The sequence below is a fragment of the Streptomyces sp. NPDC002499 genome, assembly GCF_053595415.1.
Window position 1 is genome coordinate 205,746 of sequence record NZ_JBSFXO010000018.1, and the last position, 19,648, is coordinate 225,393.

20 protein-coding genes and 3 tRNA genes are annotated in these 19,648 nt (G+C 70.3%); 19 read left to right on the forward strand and 4 right to left on the reverse strand.

The genetic code is table 11. The features are described from left to right. Positions 1-37: 37 nt before the first annotated feature. The 8 genes from ACWD5F_RS42605 (at position 38) to ACWD5F_RS42640 (ending at position 8,548) form a co-directional block, all read left to right on the forward strand. On the forward strand, positions 38-820 hold the full coding sequence (locus ACWD5F_RS42605; RefSeq protein ID WP_451261599.1) for an NADH-quinone oxidoreductase subunit J family protein: 783 nt from the start codon (positions 38-40) through the stop codon (positions 818-820). Beyond that, positions 820-1,278, forward strand: a complete 459-nt coding sequence (gene nuoK / locus ACWD5F_RS42610; protein WP_451261561.1) for an NADH-quinone oxidoreductase subunit NuoK — start codon at positions 820-822, stop codon at positions 1,276-1,278. Before ACWD5F_RS42605 ends, nuoK begins: the two co-directional genes overlap by 1 nt. Beyond that, on the forward strand, positions 1,275-3,269 hold the full coding sequence (locus ACWD5F_RS42615) for an NADH-quinone oxidoreductase subunit 5 family protein (protein ID WP_451261562.1): 1,995 nt from the start codon (positions 1,275-1,277) through the stop codon (positions 3,267-3,269). The genes nuoK and ACWD5F_RS42615 overlap by 4 nt, the downstream gene beginning before the upstream one ends. Before the next feature lie 6 nt (positions 3,270-3,275). Then, complete coding sequence (locus ACWD5F_RS42620) at positions 3,276-4,850, forward strand: NADH-quinone oxidoreductase subunit M (RefSeq protein WP_451261564.1); 1,575 nt, start codon at positions 3,276-3,278, stop codon at positions 4,848-4,850. Further along, positions 4,847-6,370 (forward strand): NADH-quinone oxidoreductase subunit N, encoded by a 1,524-nt coding sequence (locus ACWD5F_RS42625; protein WP_451261565.1) that lies wholly within the window; start codon positions 4,847-4,849, stop codon positions 6,368-6,370. The genes ACWD5F_RS42620 and ACWD5F_RS42625 overlap by 4 nt, the downstream gene beginning before the upstream one ends. Before the next feature lie 226 nt (positions 6,371-6,596). Continuing rightward, positions 6,597-7,460 carry a zinc metalloprotease HtpX gene (gene htpX, locus ACWD5F_RS42630; protein ID WP_401714129.1) on the forward strand — a complete coding sequence of 288 codons (864 nt, stop codon included), beginning with the start codon at positions 6,597-6,599 and terminating at the stop codon, positions 7,458-7,460. Continuing rightward, positions 7,457-7,849: a YccF domain-containing protein gene (locus tag ACWD5F_RS42635; RefSeq protein ID WP_401714127.1), complete on the forward strand. Its 393-nt coding sequence runs from the start codon at positions 7,457-7,459 to the stop codon at positions 7,847-7,849. The genes htpX and ACWD5F_RS42635 overlap by 4 nt, the downstream gene beginning before the upstream one ends. A gap of 132 nt (positions 7,850-7,981) precedes the next feature. Next, positions 7,982-8,548, forward strand: coding sequence for an SMI1/KNR4 family protein (locus ACWD5F_RS42640; protein ID WP_451261566.1), 567 nt, complete (start codon positions 7,982-7,984; stop codon positions 8,546-8,548). 32 nt (positions 8,549-8,580) lie between these two features. Here the strand turns inward: ACWD5F_RS42640 and ACWD5F_RS42645 are convergent, their stop codons facing one another. Then, entirely contained in the window at positions 8,581-9,864 is a 1,284-nt protein-coding gene (locus ACWD5F_RS42645; protein ID WP_451261567.1) for an APC family permease, read from the reverse strand. Between the two features lie 150 nt (positions 9,865-10,014). Here ACWD5F_RS42645 and ACWD5F_RS42650 point away from each other — a divergent pair, with 150 nt between their 5' ends. Beyond that, positions 10,015-10,281: a GlsB/YeaQ/YmgE family stress response membrane protein gene (locus ACWD5F_RS42650; protein ID WP_451261568.1), complete on the forward strand. Its 267-nt coding sequence runs from the start codon at positions 10,015-10,017 to the stop codon at positions 10,279-10,281. A 100-nt stretch (positions 10,282-10,381) separates the two neighbouring features. Here the strand turns inward: ACWD5F_RS42650 and ACWD5F_RS42655 are convergent, their stop codons facing one another. Beyond that, positions 10,382-10,870 (reverse strand): YajQ family cyclic di-GMP-binding protein, encoded by a 489-nt coding sequence (locus ACWD5F_RS42655; protein WP_401714121.1) that lies wholly within the window; start codon positions 10,868-10,870, stop codon positions 10,382-10,384. Positions 10,871-11,095: 225 nt separating this feature from the next. Between ACWD5F_RS42655 and ACWD5F_RS42660 the strand changes: the two genes are divergently transcribed. Beyond that, positions 11,096-11,177: transfer RNA gene (locus ACWD5F_RS42660), tRNA-Tyr, on the forward strand. A 156-nt stretch (positions 11,178-11,333) separates the two neighbouring features. After that, on the forward strand, positions 11,334-11,546 hold the full coding sequence (locus tag ACWD5F_RS42665; protein WP_451261569.1) for a hypothetical protein: 213 nt from the start codon (positions 11,334-11,336) through the stop codon (positions 11,544-11,546). Between the two features lie 25 nt (positions 11,547-11,571). On the opposite strand, the gene ACWD5F_RS42670 is transcribed toward ACWD5F_RS42665, so the two are convergent. Continuing rightward, positions 11,572-12,228: an NAD(P)H-binding protein gene (locus ACWD5F_RS42670; RefSeq protein WP_451261570.1), complete on the reverse strand. Its 657-nt coding sequence runs from the start codon at positions 12,226-12,228 to the stop codon at positions 11,572-11,574. 119 nt (positions 12,229-12,347) lie between these two features. Further along, positions 12,348-13,643, reverse strand: a complete 1,296-nt coding sequence (locus tag ACWD5F_RS42675; protein ID WP_401714076.1) for an amidohydrolase family protein — start codon at positions 13,641-13,643, stop codon at positions 12,348-12,350. A 261-nt stretch (positions 13,644-13,904) separates the two neighbouring features. Between ACWD5F_RS42675 and ACWD5F_RS42680 the strand changes: the two genes are divergently transcribed. The 8 genes from ACWD5F_RS42680 (at position 13,905) to ACWD5F_RS42715 (ending at position 19,600) form a co-directional block, all read left to right on the forward strand. After that, positions 13,905-13,977: transfer RNA gene (locus tag ACWD5F_RS42680), tRNA-Thr, on the forward strand. Positions 13,978-14,023: 46 nt separating this feature from the next. Continuing rightward, a tRNA-Met gene (locus ACWD5F_RS42685) sits at positions 14,024-14,096 on the forward strand. 88 nt (positions 14,097-14,184) lie between these two features. Next, entirely contained in the window at positions 14,185-14,349 is a 165-nt protein-coding gene (rpmG, locus tag ACWD5F_RS42690; protein WP_003948671.1) for a 50S ribosomal protein L33, read from the forward strand. A gap of 101 nt (positions 14,350-14,450) precedes the next feature. Continuing rightward, positions 14,451-14,903 (forward strand): FAS1-like dehydratase domain-containing protein, encoded by a 453-nt coding sequence (locus tag ACWD5F_RS42695; RefSeq protein WP_401714074.1) that lies wholly within the window; start codon positions 14,451-14,453, stop codon positions 14,901-14,903. 7 nt (positions 14,904-14,910) lie between these two features. Then, positions 14,911-15,339, forward strand: coding sequence for a MaoC family dehydratase (locus tag ACWD5F_RS42700; RefSeq protein ID WP_401714072.1), 429 nt, complete (start codon positions 14,911-14,913; stop codon positions 15,337-15,339). 163 nt (positions 15,340-15,502) lie between these two features. Beyond that, a complete protein-coding gene (locus tag ACWD5F_RS42705) occupies positions 15,503-16,090 on the forward strand; it encodes a TetR/AcrR family transcriptional regulator (protein ID WP_451261571.1) in 588 nt (195 codons plus the stop codon). A gap of 145 nt (positions 16,091-16,235) precedes the next feature. Further along, positions 16,236-17,678, forward strand: coding sequence for an MFS transporter (locus tag ACWD5F_RS42710; RefSeq protein WP_451261572.1), 1,443 nt, complete (start codon positions 16,236-16,238; stop codon positions 17,676-17,678). Between the two features lie 866 nt (positions 17,679-18,544). Then, positions 18,545-19,600 carry a UDP-N-acetylmuramate dehydrogenase gene (locus tag ACWD5F_RS42715; RefSeq protein ID WP_451261574.1) on the forward strand — a complete coding sequence of 352 codons (1,056 nt, stop codon included), beginning with the start codon at positions 18,545-18,547 and terminating at the stop codon, positions 19,598-19,600. Positions 19,601-19,648: the final 48 nt, after the last annotated feature.

The following is a 19,648-nucleotide window of genomic DNA, read 5'->3' on the forward strand; positions in this document are numbered from 1 at the left end:
CGCCGCAGCCGCCGCCACCGCGGTGCACGCCCTGGCCGTGCCCGCCACCGCCGCGCACCCTGCGCTCACCACCGCCGCGCACCCCACGCTCACCACCACCGCCGCCGAAACGCACGGCTTCCTCTCCCCGACCGGCGTCGAGGTCGCGTTCCTCCTCGTCGGCCTGGTCACCTTCGGCGCCGCCCTCGTCAGCGTCACCACCCGGCAGCTGGTGCACGCCGCCCTGTGGCTGGTGGTGACCCTCGGTGGTCTCGCCGTCGAATACCTGTTGCTCACCGCCGAGTTCATCGCCTGGGTGCAGGTCCTCATCTATGTCGGTTCCGTCGTCGTCCTCCTCCTGTTCGGTCTGATGCTCACCAAGGCCCCCATCGGCCGCTCCCCGGACGCCGATTCCGGCAACCGCTGGGCCGCCCTCACCGTGGCCGTCGCCGCGGCGGCCGCCCTGGTCTGGGTCGTCGTCGACGCTTTCCGCGCCACCTGGATCGATCTGGACGGCCCGGCCGCCGGCACCACCGCCGTCACCGGAGCGAGCCTGTTCCAGAACTGGGTGCTCCCCTTCGAGGCCCTCTCCGTCCTTCTCCTCGCTGCCCTGGTCGGCGCGATCGTCCTGTCCCGCAAAGCGAAGGCGGAGTCGAGTTCTCCCCCTTTGAACTCCCGGGCGATCACGGAGAGTTCCCCATCTGCCCCGGATTCCCGGAATAACCCGATCGAGGGAAATGGGCCGAAATCGGGAACCGGCCCGGTTGAGGGCACCAGCTCGGTCGATGGAACCGGCTCGGTTGAAGGAACCAACCCGGCCAAGCAGGAAGGCGCCCGCTGATGCACCTCGCCTATCCGGCTGTCCTCGCCGCGCTCCTCTTCTGCACCGGCATCTACGGCGTCCTCGCCCGCCGCAACGCGATCCTCGTCCTGATGTCGGTCGAGCTGATGCTCAACGCCGTCAACCTGAACCTCGTCGCCTTCGACGTCTGGCTCAGCAGGACCGCCCGGGACACCCTGCACTCCGGACAGGCCCTGACCCTGTTCACCATCGCCATCGCCGCCGCGGAGATCGGCATCGGCCTGGCGATCGTCCTCGCCGTCTACCGCAACCGCGGCACCTCGGACATCGACCGGCTCCGCGACACCGCCGAGGGCCACGAGCCCGACGGGCCGGAATCCGATGGGCCGGCTCCCGGGGGTACCGACTCCGACGGCTGGGACTCCGACGGTTCCGACAGTGACGCCCGCACGGCCGGGTCGGCCGGCCGGGCCGGGAAGGCTGAGGCCACCGCGTGACCACGACCAACCTCGCCGTCCTCGTCCCCCTCCTGCCGTTCCTGGGCGCGGCGGCGGGCCTGCTCCTGGGCCGCACGGCCCCCGGGTTCGTCCGCCCGCTCGCGATCCTGCCGCCCCTCACCTCCCTCCTGCTCGCCGTGCTGGTCGCGGTGCGCCAGGGCGGCGACCGGGCCGTCGACTCCGCCACGGAGCTCACGCCCACCGGCTCGGTCCCGATCGAACTCGCCCTGCACATCGACGGCTTCGCCGCCCTCGTCGCCGTACTGGTCGCCTTCGTCGCGTCGTGCGTGCAGATCTACTCGACCGGCTACCTGCGGGACGACGCGCGCTACCCCTCCTACGCCGCCCTCGTCTCCCTCTTCACCTCCGCGATGCTGCTCGTCGTCTACTCCGGCGACCTGATCGTGCTGCTGGTCGGCTGGGAGATCATGGGCATCTGCTCGTACTTCCTGGTCGGCCACTACTGGGAGACCCCGGAGGCCCGCGCCGCCTCCATCAAGGCCTTCCTGGTGACGAAGCTCGGTGATGTCCCGTTCCTCATCGGCCTGTTCGCCCTCGCCACCGACGCCGGCTCCTTCCGGATCACCAAGGTCCTCGGCACGGTCGCGAGCGGCGGACTCGACCACCCGACGCTGATCGCCCTGCTGCTCCTGGCCGGCGTCGCGGGCAAGTCGGCACAGTTCCCGCTGCACACCTGGCTCCCCGACGCGATGGCCGGCCCGACCCCCGTCTCCGCGCTGATCCACGCCGCGACGATGGTCGCCGCCGGTGTGTACTTCGTGGCCCGTCTCCTCCCGGTGTTCGAGGCCTCGCAGGCCGCGATGGTCGTCCTCGCCGTGATGGCCTCCGTCACGATGGTCGGCTCGGGTCTCGCCGCGCTCGCCCAGGACGACATCAAGCGCGTCCTCGCGTACTCGACGATCGGTCAACTCGGCTACATGACCGGCGCCCTGGCTGTCGGCGACCGCGGTGCCGCCGTCTTCCACCTCCTGTCCCACGGCGCCTTCAAGGCGCTGTTGTTCCTCGCGGCCGGCGTGATCATCCACGCCGCCGGCACCAACTCGCTGGCCGCCATGTCCCGCATGGGCAAGCTCCGCGACCGCGTCCCCGACGCCTTCTGGACGATGACCGTGGCGCTCCTCGCGCTCGCCGCGATCCCGCCCTTCAGCGGCTTCTTCTCCAAGGAGTCCGTCCTCGGCGCCGCCGAACACGTCGCCACCGGCCACACCGAGCACGCCCCCGGCGCGGCGGGCTGGACCGTGCTCGTCGCCGGCCTGCTCACGGCCCTGCTCACCGCGGCCTACGCCACCCGCCTGTGGCTGCTCGCCTTCCGCGGACACGGCGCCGAAGCCCCCGACCACGGCCGTCAGCCTCGCACCATGACCGTGGTGCTGTGGGTGCTCGCCGTCCCGTCCCTCGCCCTCGGCGGATTCGCCTACCGCTCGCTGCCCGGCTGGTTCGACGGCCGCGACCTCACCCCGACCCTCACCACCTCCGTGCTCGGCACGGGCGTGGCCCTGGTCGGCGGCATCGTCACCTACGCCGTCTGGCGGCACACCAGCGCACTCGCGGCCCATGTCCCGCTGGGCGCGGTCGCCGCCCACCCGGACGGCGACGCGGGACTCGTCGAGGCCGAGGCGATCGCCAGCCACGCGCCCGCGTACGGGGACGTGGCCTCAGCACCCGACCCGGCGGACCCCGGACGGATGCTGCTCGGCCCGCTGCACCGGCACGCGGCCGTCGGCTTCCACCTGGACGCCGTGTACGCGGCCCTCTTCGTCCGCCCGGTCCTGGCCGGCGCGAGTCTCGTCCGGTTCCTCGACCGCGAGGTCGTCGAGACCTACGTACGCGGTGCGGGCACCCTGCCCCGCCTGCTCGGGTCCGCCGTACGGCGCGCCCAGACCGGCAACACGCAGACCTATGTGAGCGCGCTGCTCGCCGGCACCGTCGTCCTGGCGGTCGCCGCCCTCCTAGTCGCCACGGGAGCGTGAGCAGGCGTGATCGATATCAGCGAGTCCGTGATGCAGTTCCTTCTGGCGTTCGTCGTCGTCGCGCCCCTCCTGGGCGCCGTCGCCGCTCTGCTGCCCGCCCCGCCCGGACTGAAGGGGAAGTCGCCCGAACAGGCCGTGCTGCGGCACGGCGTGACCGTGACCGGCGCGGTGCTCATCGCCGCGATCGTCCTCGCGCTCGGCTTCGACCACGACCACCCGTCGAAGATGCAGGCCACGACCGACATCAGCTGGATCCCCGCACTCGATGTGCGGATCCACCTCGGCATCGACGGCATCTCCCTCCCCCTTCTGGTCCTGACCGCGCTGCTGACCTTCCTCTGCGCGCTCTACTCCTACTTCAAGATGCCCGCGGGCCCGACCCCGAAGGCCTTCGTCGCACTGGTGCTCGTCCTCGAGTCCGGCACCCTCGCGAGCTTCGCCGTCCTCGATCTGCTGCTGTTCTTCCTGGCGTTCGAGATGGTCCTCGTCCCGATGTACTTCCTCATCGCCCGCTGGGGCGGCGAGGACAGGACGCGGGCCGCCTGGCGGTTCATCCTCTACACACTGCTCGGTTCGGTCATCATGCTGCTCGGCCTGCTCCTGATCGGGATCAAGGCGGGCACATTCGACATGGTGGCACTCGCCACTGACAACGGCCGGTCGCTGAGCACATCCGTGCAGGTCATCGCCGTTTTGGCGATCGGGATCGGGCTCGCGGTCAAGACGCCGATGTGGCCGCTGCACAGCTGGTTGCCCGACGCCCACACCGCGGCCCCGACCGTCGGCTCGGTCCTGCTGGCCGGCGTCATGCTCAAGATGGGTACGTACGGTTTCGTCCGAATTCTGCTGCCGATCGCCCCCGACGGCTTCCGCACCTTCGCGCCCTACCTCGCCGCCTTCGCCGTCGTCGGGATCATCTACGGATCCCTGGCCTGCCTGGCCCTCGCCCGACAGGGCGCCAAGGGCGACCTCAAGCGCCTCATCGCCTACTCCTCCGTCGGCCACATGGGCTTCGTCCTGCTCGGCATCTCGACCATGACCCCGACCGGCGTGAACGGCGCCCTGTTCGCCAACATCGCCCACGGCCTCATCACCGGCCTGCTCTTCTTCCTGGTCGGCGCACTCAAGGACCGCACCGGCAGCACCGACCTCGACACCCTCGCCGCGGAGACCGGCGCCGCGCTGTACGGCAAGGCCCCGCGCCTCGGCGGCCTGCTCGCCTTCGGCGCGGTCGCCTCGCTCGGCCTGCCCGGACTGGCCGGATTCTGGGGCGAGATGCTGGCACTGTTCGGCGCCTTCAAGCCCGCCGCCGACCTCAGCCGCCCGGTGTTCCTCACCTTCATGGCGATCGCGGCCTTCGGCACGCTCCTCACCGCCGCGTACATGCTCGTCGTGGTCCGCCGCGTCTGCATGGGCGCTGTACCGCAGGAAGCCCCGCTCCTCGCCGACGTGCAGTCCTACGAGTTCGCGGCCTGGACCCCGCTCGTCGTCCTCACCGTCGTCGCCGGGCTGTGGCCCAAGGCCCTCCTCGGCCTCACCGACCCGGCCGTGCAGCAGCTCCTCGCAGGAGGCACCCGATGAGCAGCCCGGTCCAGCCGCTGGCCGCGAACCTCGTCCAGTCCGTCGACTGGCTCGCCATCGCACCGCCCACCCTCGCGGCGGTCGTCGCACTCGTCGTCCTGGTCGCCGACCTGTTCGTCGGCGAACAAAAGAAGGCGCTCCTCGGCTGGCTCTCGGTGGCGGGCCTCGCCGCCTCCGCACTCCTGCTGCTGCCCCTCCTGGACGGCGACCGCTCCACCTTCTGCCTGAACGGCAACGCCGACGTCTGCAGCTACACCGCGGACCGCTTCACCCTGGTCATCCAGTTCCTGGTCCTGGGCGGCGCCCTGCTCGCCGCCCTCTTGTCGGTCACCGCCCTCAAGGACGCCGACAAGGGACTCCCCGAAGGGGAGTACTGGTTTCTGTTGCTGTCCTCGGCCGCCGGAGCCGCCCTGCTTCCGGCGTCCCGCGACCTCGCGACCCTGATCGTCGCCCTGGAGGTCGCCTCCCTGCCCGCCTTCGCCCTCGTGGGCCTTCGGCAGGGCGACCGGAAGTCCTCCGAAGCCGCCCTCAAGTTCTTCCTGTCGTCGGTCACCGCGACCGCCGTCAGCCTCATGGGCATCAGCTTCGTGTACGCCTCCACCGGCACCCTCTACCTCACCCAGGTCGCCGACCGCATCCAGCACGTCGACGGACAGCTCCACACACTCGCCCAGACCGGCGTCGTCCTCACCCTCGTCGGCTTCGCCTTCAAGGTCGCGGCCGTCCCCTTCCACTTCTGGGTGCCCGACACCTACGTGGGAGCGCCCCTGCCGATCGCCGCCTACCTCTCGGTCGTCGGCAAGGCGGTCGGCTTCTCCGGCCTGATCCTCGTCACAGTCGTCGCCTTCCCCTCGTACGCCGACGTCTGGGGCCCCGCCCTGGCAGCCCTGGCCGCGCTCACCATGACCGTCGGCAATGTCGGCGCACTGCGCCAACAGGCCACGCGCGCTTACAGCGCGGTACGCCTGCTCGCCTGGTCGTCGGTCGGCCAGGCCGGCTACCTCCTCGTACCGATCGCCGCGGCCGCCTACTCCGACGACGCCGAGCACTCGATCGGCTCCACGGTCGCCTACGCCCTCATGTACGCCGCCGTGAACCTCGGCGCCTTCGCGGTGGCCGCACTGGTGGGCCGTACACAAGCCCTCAACCGCATCTCGGACTACCGCGGCCTGTACGCCAAGAACCCCCTCGCCGCCCTGCTCCTGGCCTTCTTCCTGCTCTGCCTGGCCGGGCTGCCGCCGGGCATCATCGGTCTCTTCGCCAAGGTCACCGTGTTCGCGGCGGCCGTGGACGCGGGCCTCGGCTGGCTGGCCGTGGTCATGGCCGTCAACGTGGTGATCGCCCTCTTCTACTACCTCCAGTGGACGGCACTGCTCTTCCGCGCCCCCGAGGGCGAGCCCGTCAAGCACCGCCTGCCCGCCCCGCTCACGGCGGCCATCACCCTCACCGGCCTCCTCGCCGTCGCGCTGTCCGGCGCTCCGCAGCTGGTCCTGCGCTTCGCGGACACGGCACTCTTCTAGAACCGGCACCGCGTTCTTCCGGGCAGAAGCAGGCAGCAGAGGCCGCCATCACCCGGTCGGCCCATGCCCGGCGCCGCACGCACAAGGGAACTAGAGGCCCCCGCCTGGCGTTGACCAGTGAGGGAGGGTCCACTGGACGTGACACCACGGCACCGGTGGCATCGGAGACAACACGCAGGATCAGCAAGCAAAGGGTTCCCCTGCTGCGCGATTTGGAGGGCGTACCGTGCACCGCCGGCACAACGGGCTAAGGACCGCAGTACTCCTCGGGGGACTGTCCGCCCTCATCATCGTCATCGGCAGCTTCTTCGGCCGCATGGGGCTCGTCGTAGCGGTCCTGGTAGCACTGGGCACGAACGCGTACGCGTACTGGAACAGCGACAAGCTGGCGCTACGCGCGATGCGCGCCCGTCCGGTCAGCGAGTTCGAGGCCCCCGCTCTCTACCGCATGGTCCGCGAGCTCTCCACCCAGGCCCGCCAGCCCATGCCGCGCCTCTACATCTCGCCGACGGAAGCACCGAACGCCTTCGCGACCGGCCGCAATCCGCGCAACGCCGCCGTGTGCTGCACGGACGGCATCCTGCGCCTCCTCGACGAGCGCGAGCTGCGCGGTGTCATCGGCCACGAGCTGAGCCACGTCTACAACCGCGACATCCTCATCTCGTCGGTCGCCGGCGCACTCGCCTCCGTGATCATGTTCCTGGTCAACTTCGCCTGGCTGATCCCGATCGGCCGCTCGAACGACGACGACGGACCCGGCATCCTCGGCATGCTGATGATCATGATCCTGGGCCCGCTCGCGGCCACCGTCATCCAACTGGCCATCAGTCGTTCCAGGGAGTACGAGGCCGACGCGTCCGGAGCCCAGCTCACCGGCGACCCCCTCGCGCTCGCCAGCGCCCTGCGCAAGCTCGAAACCGGCACGAAGCAACTGCCGCTGCCGCCCGAGCCCCGGATCGAGACGGCGAGCCACATGATGATCGCGAACCCCTTCCGCCCAGGCCAGGGACTCTCCAAGATGTTCTCGACACATCCGCCGATGGCGGAGCGCATCGCCCGTCTCGAGAAGATGGCAGGTCGACCCCAGTGAAAACCATCCTGAACGTCATTTGGCTCGTCCTGAGCGGCTTCTGGCTCTTCCTCGGATACCTGCTAGCGGGCGTCCTCCTCTGCATCACGATCATCGGCATCCCGTTCGGCATCGCGGCCTTCCGTATCGGCATCTACGCCCTGTGGCCCTTCGGGTACACGACGGTCGAGCGCCGCGACGCCGGGGCGCCCTCCTGCATCGGCAACGTGCTGTGGCTGATCCTCGCGGGATGGTGGCTGGCCCTGGCGCACATCGTCACGGGCATCGCCCTCTGCATCACGATCATCGGCATTCCGTTCGGCATCGCCAACTTCAAGCTCATCCCGGTCTCGCTGCTGCCCCTCGGCCGCGAGATCGTGCCGACGGACCAGCCGTTCGCGGCACGCTGAGCGCATAGAACACACGGCCCGGGTTGGGGGTTGACGATCGGTCGCCCCTCGCCCGGGCCGACGCGTTGTCCACAACCCGGTAGTTGTCCACAGGCCGGTTCGATTGTCAGTGCCGCCTTGCATCATGAACCCATGACCGAGAACGAGCAGTTGCTGGCACGGGTGGCCGCCAAGGCACGCAACACCCATCCGTGGGGCTGGACTTCCCTGCCCGAGCCCGTCGACGCCGCCACCCTGGCCCGTGCCGAGGCCACGCTCGGTTTCTCCCTGCCGCCGCTGCTCGCCGACCTCTACCTGCGGATAGGGGACGGTGGATTCGGCCCGGAGTACGGCCTGTTGCCCCTGCTCGACAGCCCGCCCGCCGGCGAGCCCGCCGCCGTCGTGCAGTACCTCGCCAACCGCAAGGACGCCCGCAAGGACCCGGAGTGGCCCTGGCCCGAGGGCGTCCTGCCGATATCCCACTGGGGCTGCGCGATGTACGCCTGCGTGGACTGCCACACTCCACAGGCCACCGTCCTCCTCTACGAGCCGAACGCCGCCGAGGCCGACCACGCCTGGTTCATCGACGCCCCCGAACTCACGGACTGGCTGCGTGCCTGGGTCGACGGGACCGGCTGGTACGAGGAGATGAACGAGGAGCTGGAGATGGCTCCTTGGGCCGACTTCCGCATACGCACGACGGCCGAGCGGGCGTCCTGACCGACCTGGCTCCCTGCCCTCGTTCCTGACTGCTATCGCGAGGCCAACCGCCGCCGCACGCCGTACGTCAGCACCCCCAGGACCAGCACACCCGCACCCACGACCACCGACACCCCCGGCAGAGAGAAGGCCAGGACCACGCACCCGACAAGTCCCAGCGCCGGCATCGCGCGGGCCGCCGGAGCCGAATCGAGCGTCCAGGCCGAGGCGTTGGCGATGGCGTAGTAGGCCAGCACACCGAAGGAGGAGAACCCGATCGCGCCCCGCACGTCGACTGTGGCGGCCAGGACGGCGACCACCGCGCCCACGGCCAACTCGGCCCGGTGCGGGACCTGAAAGCGCGGGTGCACAGCCGCCAGCGCGTTCGGCAGATGCCGGTCCCGGGCCATGGCCAGCGTCGTCCGTGAGACGCCCAGGATGAGCGCGAGCAACGACCCAAGTGCGGCCACCGCGGCACCCACGCGCACCACGGGCACCAGCCCCGGCACGCCGGCGGCCCGCACCGCGTCGGCCAGCGGGGCGCCCGCTCGACCGAGATCGTCAGCCCCCAGCACCGAAAGGACGGCCACCGCCACACACACGTAGACCGCCAGCGCGATGCCCAGAGCGAGCGGGATCGCGCGGGGGATGGTGCGCGCCGGATCCCGCACCTCCTCACCGAGGGTCGCGATGCGCGCGTACCCGGCGAACGCGAAGAACAGCAGCCCGCCCGCCTGCAACACCCCGCCCACCCCACCCGAGACCCCGACGTCCAGGCGCCCCGCGTCGGAGGCACCCGAGCCCAGACACACGACCACCACGGAAGCGAGGACAGCGAGGACCACCGCCACGATCGCCCGCGTCAGCCAGGCGGACTTCTGGACGCCGCCGTAGTTCACCGCGGTCAGCGCCACCACGGCCGCGACCGCCACGGCATGCGCCTGCCCCGGCCAGACGTACGCCCCGACCGTGATCGCCATCGCCGCGCAGGAGGCCGTCTTCCCGACCACGAACGACCAGCCCGCGAGATAGCCCCAGAACGCCCCGAGCCGCTCGCGTCCGTACACGTACGTGCCACCCGAGGCCGGATACCGGGCGGCCAGCCGGGCCGACGACGTGGCGTTGCAGTACGCGACGACGGCGGCGACCGCGAGGCCGAGCAGCAGTCCGGAACCGGCGGCACGTGCCGCGGGTCCGAGGGCGGCGAAGATGCCGGCCCCGATCATCGAACCGAGCCCGATGACCACGGCGTCCCCGACCCCCAGAGTGCGCCGCAGTTCGGGCGGATCAGAACTGGGCGAACTCGAACCGGACGGATCCGGACCGGACGATGTCATGGCCGAAACATTACCGATCAGTTGCAACCGAGAAGTGCCGTCAAGACGTCCCATCCATCAACAGAGCATGAGCACCAGGCACGAGCAAACGCGCCCGAAATCACAGTGCCCGGACAGTGCGGGCACAGCGCGGAAGGGCAGGTTCACGGCATGACCATCATCAGCTGGATCATTCTGGGGCTGTTGGCCGGAGCCATCGCCAAGTTCCTGCTGCCGGGCCGCGACCCGGGCGGTTTCATCGGCACGACGCTGATAGGGATCGCGGGCGCGTTCATCGGTGGCTGGATTTCGGCCCGTTGGCTGGGCCACCCGATCTCCAAGGACTTCTACGACGGCGCGACCTGGGCCGCGGCGATCGGCGGCTCGCTGGTCCTCCTGATCGCCTTCCGCCTGCTGTTCGGCAACTCGCGCGACTGAGCACACCGCACACCCCTGGACTGCGGCCAGCAGACGAGAAGGGTGGGCACCGGCGGTGCCCACCCTTCCTCGTACAACGGCCGAGCAGCCGGGCCGCCATCTACCGGTAGTTCACGAACTGCACGGCGAAGTCGAAGTCCTTGCCCTTCAGCAGGGCGATCACGGTCTGCAGGTCGTCACGGCTCTTGGAGCTGACGCGCAGTTCGTCGCCCTGCACCTGGGCCTTGATGCCCTTGGGGCCCTCGTCGCGAATGATCTTCGCCACCTTCTTCGCGTTGTCCTGGGAGATGCCCTCCTCGATCGACGCGAAGAGCTTGTACTCCTTGCCGGAGAGCTGGGGCTCACCCGCGTCCAGGGACTTCAGCGAGATCCCACGCTTGATCAGCTTGGACTGGAAGACGTCGAGGATGGCCTTGACCCGGTCCTCGGAGTTCGCCTCCATCAGGATCTTCTCGCCGGACCACGCGATCGAGGCACCCACACCCTTGAAGTCGTAGCGCTGCGAGATCTCTTTGGCGGTCTGGTTGAGGGCGTTGTCGACCTCCTGCCGCTCGACCTTCGAGACGATGTCGAAACTGGAGTCGGCCATGTCCTGTGGCTCCTTGTATCGGGGTGCTTGTCAGGTGCGTGTCGGCGGGCGTGGGGGTGGCCGCCGAGCCCGGCGTCGATCCGGGCCGCATCCGCACAAGCCTAGCCACCCCATGTCCCCCGGGCGCAGATCAATCGGGTGGCGAAGCACCCCTCCGTATCGGGTATTGTTTACGTCGTTGCCAGCGAGCACCGCCGAAAAGCGGTTCGAACGGCAGCAACCCCCGGCGGTGTGCCCGAGCGGCCAAAGGGAGCAGACTGTAAATCTGCCGGCTCAGCCTTCCGTGGTTCGAATCCACGCGCCGCCACACGGGAAAAAGATCCCCTCCGACCTGCGTAAGAGCAGGGCGGAGGGGGTCTTTGCGTGCTCCGTCGTTTTCCTCATGCCGCCACCCCGGGAGACGTCCAGCTCGCCCCGGCCCCGCGCACGCGCAACACAGTGACCCTCGGGGCACACTGACAGCATGTCCACTCCCCGTAGACGCTGTCCCGAATGCCGGCGTGAGATCGCCGTGGTCGCCGGACGGATCGCGCGGCACGATCCGCCCGGGGCGCGAGAGGCGGGGGAGCTGGTGTCGTGTCCCGGGTCGCGCCGTCAGACGCAACTGGGTGCCGCGCAGCCGTCGTTGGACGGCTACACAGTTCCCGAATTCCCCGGCCAGCTCCCGCTCTTCTGACCGCTCCGACGGACCGCCGTCGGTCTCAGTTCCCCGCCACCGACTTGACCGCGACCGACACCGGCGTCGAACCACTGATCAGTTCCAGGACCAGGCCCGCCGTCGCGACGCTGTCCACCAACTCCGCCAGTACGGCGGCCACGTCGTCGCGCGGTACCGCGCCGCGGCCCGTGCGGGCCTCCAGGCGGACGAGACCGGTGCCGGCGTCGTTCGTGAGCGCGCCTGGGCGCAGGATCGTCGCGTCCAGCGCGTTCAGGCCCTGCACGTACGCGTCCGCCTCGCCCTTGGCGCGCAGGTACACGTCGAAGATGCCGTCCCCCTGATGCGCGGGGTCGGCGCCCATCGACGAGACGACCACGTGTCGTCGTACACCCGCCCTGACCGCCGCGTCCGCGAACAGGACCGCTGCGCCCTTGTCCACCGTGTCCTTGCGGGCGGCGTCGCTGCCCGGGCCCGCGCCCGCCGCGAAGACCGCCGCGTCGGCGCCCCGCAGTTTCTCCGCGACCTCCTCCACCGAGGCCGACTCCAGGTCCAGGAGCACCGGTTCGGCACCGGCCTCCCGCAGATCGTCGGACTGTTCGGGGTGACGGATGATCCCCGCGACCTCGTCTCCGCGCGCGGCGAGCAGGCGCTCCAGCCGCAACGCGATCTGACCATGACCACCAGCGATGACAATGCGCATGCCTTCGACCGTACGCCCGGACGGCCGCATCCGCCGCACGACTTGAGCCACGCCTCAGGGGCGCACCCGGGAGCCGATAGAGGCGGCTCGCGCGCGGGTGGCGTGCGCCCACCGCCCCGTCACGACACCTCGCCCCGGCCCTGCCGAGGCAACCCCAGCTCCGCTGCCGCCGCCGAGTTGCAGTACTCCCGTACCGCGCTCGTGCGTGCCACCACGCGCCCCCGGTGCACGACGATGCGGCTGTACGCCAGGGAGAGGGCGCCCGCGAGTCGGTCGCCGCGGACCGCGAGGAGTTCGGCGGGGAAGCCGGCCTCGACGCGGACCTCGGGCAGGCCGAGGGCGGCGCGGGCTGAGGAGCTGACGGCGTCGTAGGCGTCCTCAGGGCGCAGCCCGTAGCGGGAGGCCAGGAGGTAGGCCGCCTCCAGGGGGTCCCCGCGGCCCACCGGGTTCGACAGGTCGCGCAGGGCGCCGCTGCCCGCGGCGACGCGTACGCCGGCCGAGCGCAGCAGCCGTACCGGTGCCGTGTCGCGGCGGTCGACGGCGGCGCAGCCGCCCTGGGGCAGGCACACCACGGTCACGCCGGCCGTGGCGAGCCCGTCGGCGATGCGCGGGGCCGCCTCGGCGGGCAGCCGGTCCAGGCCGCCGCACGGGCCGAGGGTCACGCCGGTGCGCAGTCCGCCGGACATCGCGGCGAGGCGGGCGAGGCGCGCCGGGTCGGCGGCGTCGGTGTGCAGGTCGACGGGGCAGCCGTGCTCGGAGGCGACCTCGAGGACTGCCTCCACGTACCCCGTCGGGTCGGGGTCCAGGTCGGGACAGCCGCCCACCACCGAGGCGCCCATCTTCAGCGCGTCCCGGAGCATCGCGAGCCCGTCCGCGCCGGCCACGCCGGTCAGCAGCCGCGGCATGGCGACCGCCGTCAGCTCCGTCAGGCCGCGCAGCGAACGCCGTGCCTGCAGCACCGCGGCCAGCGCGCCGAGCCCCTGGACGTCACCCACGCGCACGTGTGCCCGTACCGCCGTCGCCCCGTGGCCGAGTTGCAGCAGCGCGGCTTCGGTCGCCCGGCGCTGGACGTCCTCGGGGGCCGAGGAGGCGGGCCCGTCGCCGTCGGCCGAGAGGGCGGTGTCACCGTGGGTGTGCGGTTCGGCCGGGGCCGGCAGCAGCAGGTAGCCGGTGAGGTCCACGCGCGCGCCGCAGCCCCGAGCGGCGTCCGTCGCCAGGCTGCCGGCCGTACCGACCGCCTCGATACGCCCGCCGCCCAGCCGTACGTCCACCGTCCGGCCGTCGGTCAGCCGCGCCCCGCACAGCAGCAGGGAGGCCGAGTCGCCCTGTCCCGACGAGCCCGCGGGGCCCGAGGAACCGGAGGAGGAGGACGAGGAGGACGACGAGTGAGGCGGCTGCGGCTGGCTGTCGGGCATCGCGCTCCAGGGGCTCGGGGCTGCGCGGACTCGGGCACTGCGGACCGGGTACTCACCGGGGAGGCAAGATCACGCAGAGTGAGTCGAGCCTAGGGCGGTGATCCGCCCGTGTCGGGGAGGAGCGCAATAGTCGTACCGGTGTGGTCCGACGGTCCCGAGGGGCTCCGGAGGCCGCTGGGGGAGCGGCTGGATGGGCCTGTATGGGGGCCACGAAACGGATTTGGGTGAACGGCTGCCGAGCGTGTAATGTCTTCATCGCTCGCCCCAATAGCTCAGTCGGTAGAGCGTCTCCATGGTAAGGAGAAGGTCTACGGTTCGATTCCGTATTGGGGCTCTGGTGTGAGAGGTTCCCGTCGCAAGGCGGGAACTGATCGCATCACAGCGGTGTAGCTCAGTCGGTAGAGCAAGCGGCTCATAATCGCTGTGTCACCGGTTCAAGTCCGGTCACCGCTACTGACAGTAGCCGATTGCGGGGTCGGTCCTTCGATCGGCTACTCTTTTATGCGTTCATCGTCCCATCCGTTCGTCAAGGAGCACTCCTGTGGCTGCCACCGACGTCCGCCCGAAGATCACGCTGGCCTGCGTGGAGTGCAAGGAGCGGAACTACATCACCAAGAAGAACCGGCGTAACAACCCGGACCGACTGGAGATGAAGAAGCACTGCCCGCGTTGCAACGCGCACACCGCGCACCGCGAAACGCGATAAATCAGGCTCGTACACGAGGCCGCCCCCGCAGTCGGGGGGCGGCCTCGTGTCGTTATCGGCCCCGGTTACCGACCGGTTCAGACAACAGGAGGTGCCGAGCCATGGCGCTCGACCAGTCCTTCGTGGGGCGGACCTATCCGCCCACCGACCCGTACGAGGTGGGCCGGGAGAAGATCCGTGAGTTCGCGGTCGCGGTGGGAGACACCAACCCGGCGTACACGGACCCGGAAGCCGCCAAGGCGCTCGGTCACCCCGATGTGATCGCCCCGCCGACCTTTGTGTTCGCGATCACCTTCAAGGCCGCGGGACAGGTCATCGAGGACCCGCAGCTGGGCCTGGACTACAGCCGGGTCGTGCACGGCGACCAGAAGTTCGTCTACGTCCGCCCCGTGCGGGCCGGTGACCGGCTCACCGTCACCTCGACCATCGAGGCCATCAAGTCCATGGCCGGCAACGACATCCTGGACATCCGCGGCGAGGTCCACGACGAGGCGGGCGAGCACGTCGTGACCGCCCTGACCAAGCTGGTCTCCCGCGCGGCAGAGGAGGCGTGAGGAACCGATGACGGCGAAGATCGCTTACGACGACGTCGAGGTCGGCACCGAGCTGCCCGCCCAGACCTTTCCCGTGACCCGTGCCACGCTCGTCCAGTACGCGGGCGCGTCCGGGGACTTCAACCCGATCCACTGGAACGAGAAGTTCGCCAAGGAGGTCGGGCTGCCGGACGTGATCGCGCACGGCATGTTCACCATGGCCGAGGCGATCCGCGTGGTCACCGACTGGACCGGCGACCCGGGCGCGGTCGTCGAGTACGGCGTCCGCTTCACCAAGCCGGTCGTCGTCCCGAACGACGACCAGGGCGCCGTCATCGAGGTCAGCGGCAAGGTCGCCGCCAAGCTCGACGACAACACGGTCCGCGTGGACCTCATGGCGACCAGCGCCGGCCAGAAGGTGCTGGGCATGTCCCGGGCGGTCGTACGGCTGGGCTGAGACACGCACGCGTGGCTTGCGGTAAGGGGCGTACTCCATTGAGGGCGCCCCTTACGCATGCCTCGGCCTTCACCCCAGCCTCTCCCTCCGTCTCCACAGCCTCGTCAACCACCTCTTCCGCACCCACTTGACGTAGTTAGTGATTGAGTACTAACTTCGTCGCATGGTCAGGATGAGCGCAGAAGAGAGGCGCGAGAGCGTCATCCGTGCGGCGACCGCGGAGTTCGCCCGCGGTGGCTACTACGGCACGTCGACCGAGGCGATCGCCAAGCGCGTCGGTGTCTCGCAGCCGTATCTCTTCCGGCTCTTCCCGGGCAAGAAGGCGATGTTCCTCGCGGTGGCGCAGCGGTGCGTGGACGACACGATCCGCACGTTCGAGGAGGCCGCCAAGGGGTTGCAGGGCGAAGAGGCCCTGCACGCCATGGGGGAGACGTACCGCAAGGTCATCGCGGAGCAGCCGGAGCGGCTGCTGATGCAGATGCAGATGTACATCACCGTGGCCGCCGCCGAGCAGGCCGGCGATCTCGAGCTCGGCGAGGAGGTGCGGGCGGGCTGGTCGCGGCTGTGGGACACGCTGCGTCTGTCCTTCGGTGCCGATGTCGACGAGACGACGTCGTTCCTGGCGTACGGGATGCTCATCAACTGCCTGGTGGCCATGGGTTTTCCGCCGGAGCATCGGGTCTGGGAGGGCTTTGGGTCGGAGGCCCGGCTCAGGGGCAATCCGTGCACCCAGATCACCGGGAACGGCTAGTTCGACCGACGCAAGTGGTTCACGTGAGCGGGGAGAAGGCGCCGCAACCGCCTTTTCATGGCCGCAAAAGTTAGTAATCAATAACTAATCAAGCAAGCAGCAGCAGACTCACCACCGAAGCGACTGATCACTCTCTGGGGGAGCGATGTCAGAGCAGACAGCACGTCGCGGGGGAACCGTCTGGGCCCTCGTCATCACCAGCGTCGCCGGATTCATGGCGGCCCTCGACAACCTCGTGGTCACCACCGCCCTGCCCTCCATCCGCAAGGATCTCGGCGGCGCGCTGGGCGACCTCGAATGGACCGTGAGCGCCTATACGCTCACCTTCGCCGTGCTCCTGATGTTCGGCGCGGCGCTCGGGGACCGGTTCGGCCGCCGACGGATGTTCCTCGTCGGCATCAGCGTCTTCACCGTCGCGTCGGCCGCGGCGGCCATGGCCACCGGCATCGACAGCCTCATCGCGGCGCGTGCGGTCCAGGGCGTAGGCGCGGCGATCATGATGCCGTTGACCCTCACCCTCCTGACCGCGGCCGTACCGGCAGCCAAGCGCGGAATGGCGTTCGGCATCTGGGGCGCGGTCAACGGCCTCGCAGTCGCGTCCGGCCCCCTCATCGGCGGCAGCCTCACCGAGCACATCTCCTGGCACTGGATCTTCTGGCTGAACGTTCCGCTCGGCATCGCGTTGCTGCCCCTGGCCCGCCTTCGCCTCTCCGAGTCCTTCGGCACGGGTGCGCCGCTCGACGTACCCGGCACGCTCCTCGCCAGCGGCGGCCTGTTCGGGATCGTCTACGGCCTGGTCCGCGGCCCCTCCGACGGCTGGAACAGCTCTCTGGTCCTGACCGGCCTGTTCGCCGGGTCGGCGCTGCTCGTCGGGTTCGTCCTCTACAGCATCCGGGCCAAGAACCCCATGCTCCCGATGCGGCTGTTCCGCTCGCGGGCCTTCGCCGGCATCAACGCGGCGAGTCTGCTCATGTTCCTCGGGATGTTCGGGTCGATCTTCCTGCTCAGCCAGTACATGCAGGGCGTCCTGGGCTACTCGCCCACCGAGGCGGGCCTCCGGATGCTGCCCTGGACCGGTATGCCGATGCTGGTCGCTCCCATCGCGGGCATCCTCTCCGACCGGATCGGTGGCCGCCCCGTCGTCGCCACGGGCCTCTTCCTCCAGGCGGCCGGTCTTGCCTGGATGGCGTCCGTGGTCACTCCTGATGTGTCCTACGCCGTCCAGTTGCCGGGTCTGATCGTCAGCGGTATCGGTATGGCGCTGTACTTCGCTCCGGCGGCCAACCTGGTCATGTCCAGCGTTCTGCCCAAGGAACAGGGGATCGCGTCCGGGGCGAACAACGCCCTGCGCGAGGTCGGGGGCGCGCTCGGCATCGCCATCATGGCGTCGATCTTCGCGTCTCAGGGTGGGTACGAGTCGGGGCAGAGGTTCGTGGACGGCCTGCAGCCGGCGCTGGTGACGGGGGCGGGGGTTGTGGCTCTCGCGGGTGTCGCTGCGCTGCTCATCCCGACGCGGCGGTCCGAGAAGGCGGCGGAGTCCTCGCGGACGGAGGACCAGGCGCCGGCCCTGGAGTCGATCGCCGGCTGATAGCTCGACCCCGGCCCGACCCGGCCGCAATGAAACGGCTCTGCCAGGACAGGCAGGGCCGTTTCGTCGTACCCGCGCGCCGGGGCTGGTGCGGGGGTGGGTCGCGCAGCCCGGCGCTGACGGGGCGCCGCCTGCGCCCACCCGTGCCGCCCCAGCGGCACGACTGCCCGCAGCTTGGGTGCGGGTGGGGAGCTGTCGACTGGCCGCAGCTTGGGCGGGGGTAGGGGGGTGGGGATGTGTCGACTGCCCGCGGCTTGGGTGGGGGGAGGGGGTGTGGACGTGCCGACTGGCCGCAGCTTGGGCGGGGGACGGGGCGTGGGAATGTGCCGACCGGCCGCAGCCGGCGAGAGGGACGGGGTTGTCGGGCGCGTGGCGCCTCGGGCGTACGACTGTGCTGCGGCCGGGACCGGTGGGGACGTGTCGACGGCCGGTACCCGCCCACGGCGAGGAAGGGACGTGTCGACTACCCGCACCCGCCTTCGGTGTGAGGGGACGTATCGACGGCCCGCACCCGTCCACCGTGTGAGGGGACGTGCCGACGGCCCGCACCCGCCCACCGTGTGAAGGGACGTATCGACGGCCTGCACCAGCCCTCTGTGTGAAGGGGGTTGTCCACGACCCGCACCCGCCCGCCGTGCGAAGGGGACGGGGTGGGGGGTGTCCGCCCGCAGTGGCCGGCGTTTGCGGGCGGTGCCTCGTTGGCCGACGGACGCGCCGGTCCGAGGACGGATACCCCCCGCCCCGGCCCCGACCCATGGCGCGCGCGTAGGCGCTGCGCGCGCCCCCGCCGATCCCGAGCAGGCGCCGCAGGCATTCGTCTCCGGCCCCGGCCGATCCTGTCGGTCCCGTCTCGTACTCTTGGGCGCGTGCAGGAACTTCACGATGCCCCCCTCGCCCCGTTGACCACCTTTCGGCTGGGCGGGTCCGCTGATCGGCTGATCACCGCGACGAGCGACGCCGAGGTGATCCGCGCTGTTCAGGACGCCGATGACGCGCGGACGCCGTTGTTGGTGATCGGTGGGGGGTCGAATCTGGTGATCGGGGACAAGGGGTTCGCCGGGACCGCGCTTGTCGTCGCCACCAAGGGGTTCGTACTCGACGGCACCCGTCTCGAGCTTGCCGCCGGTGAGGTGTGGAGCGACGCCGTCGCCCGTACCGTCGAGGCCGGGCTCGCCGGGATCGAGTGTCTGGCCGGGATTCCGGGGTCGGCAGGCGCGACGCCGATCCAGAACGTGGGGGCGTACGGACAAGAAGTGTCGTCCACGATCACCGAGGTGGTCGCGTACGACCGGCACGCGCGCGAGACGGTCACCCTCGCGCCCGCCGACTGCGCCTTCTCCTACCGCCACAGCCGCTTCAAGGCCGACCCCGAGCGATACGTCGTCCTGCGCGTCCGCTTCGACCTGGAGGACGCGGACGGCCTCTCCGCGCCGATCAAGTACGCCGAGACAGCCCGCGCACTCGGCGTGGAGCCCGGCGACCGCGTCCCGCTGGCCGCCGCCCGCGAGACCGTCCTCAAGCTGCGCGCCGGCAAGGGCATGGTCCTGGACCCCGACGACCACGACACCTGGTCGGCCGGTTCCTTCTTCACGAACCCGATCCTCACCGACACGGAGTTCGCCGCGTTCCACGCACGCGTGCGTGAGCACCTGGGCGACGGCGTGGAACCGCCCGCGTTCCCGGCGGGGGAGGGACACACCAAGACCTCCGCGGCCTGGCTCATCGACAAGGCGGGCTTCACCAAGGGCTACGGCACCGGCCCGGCCCGCATCTCCACCAAGCACACCCTCGCCCTCACCAACCGCGGCGACGCCACCACCGAGGACCTGCTCACCCTCGCGCGCGAGGTCGTCGCCGGCGTCCGGGAGACCTTCGGCATCACGCTGGTCAACGAACCGGTGACGGTCGGCGTGACCCTCTAGCACCAAAGCCCCACTTCAACTCAGCTCAGCCCAAGCTCAGCCCAGCCC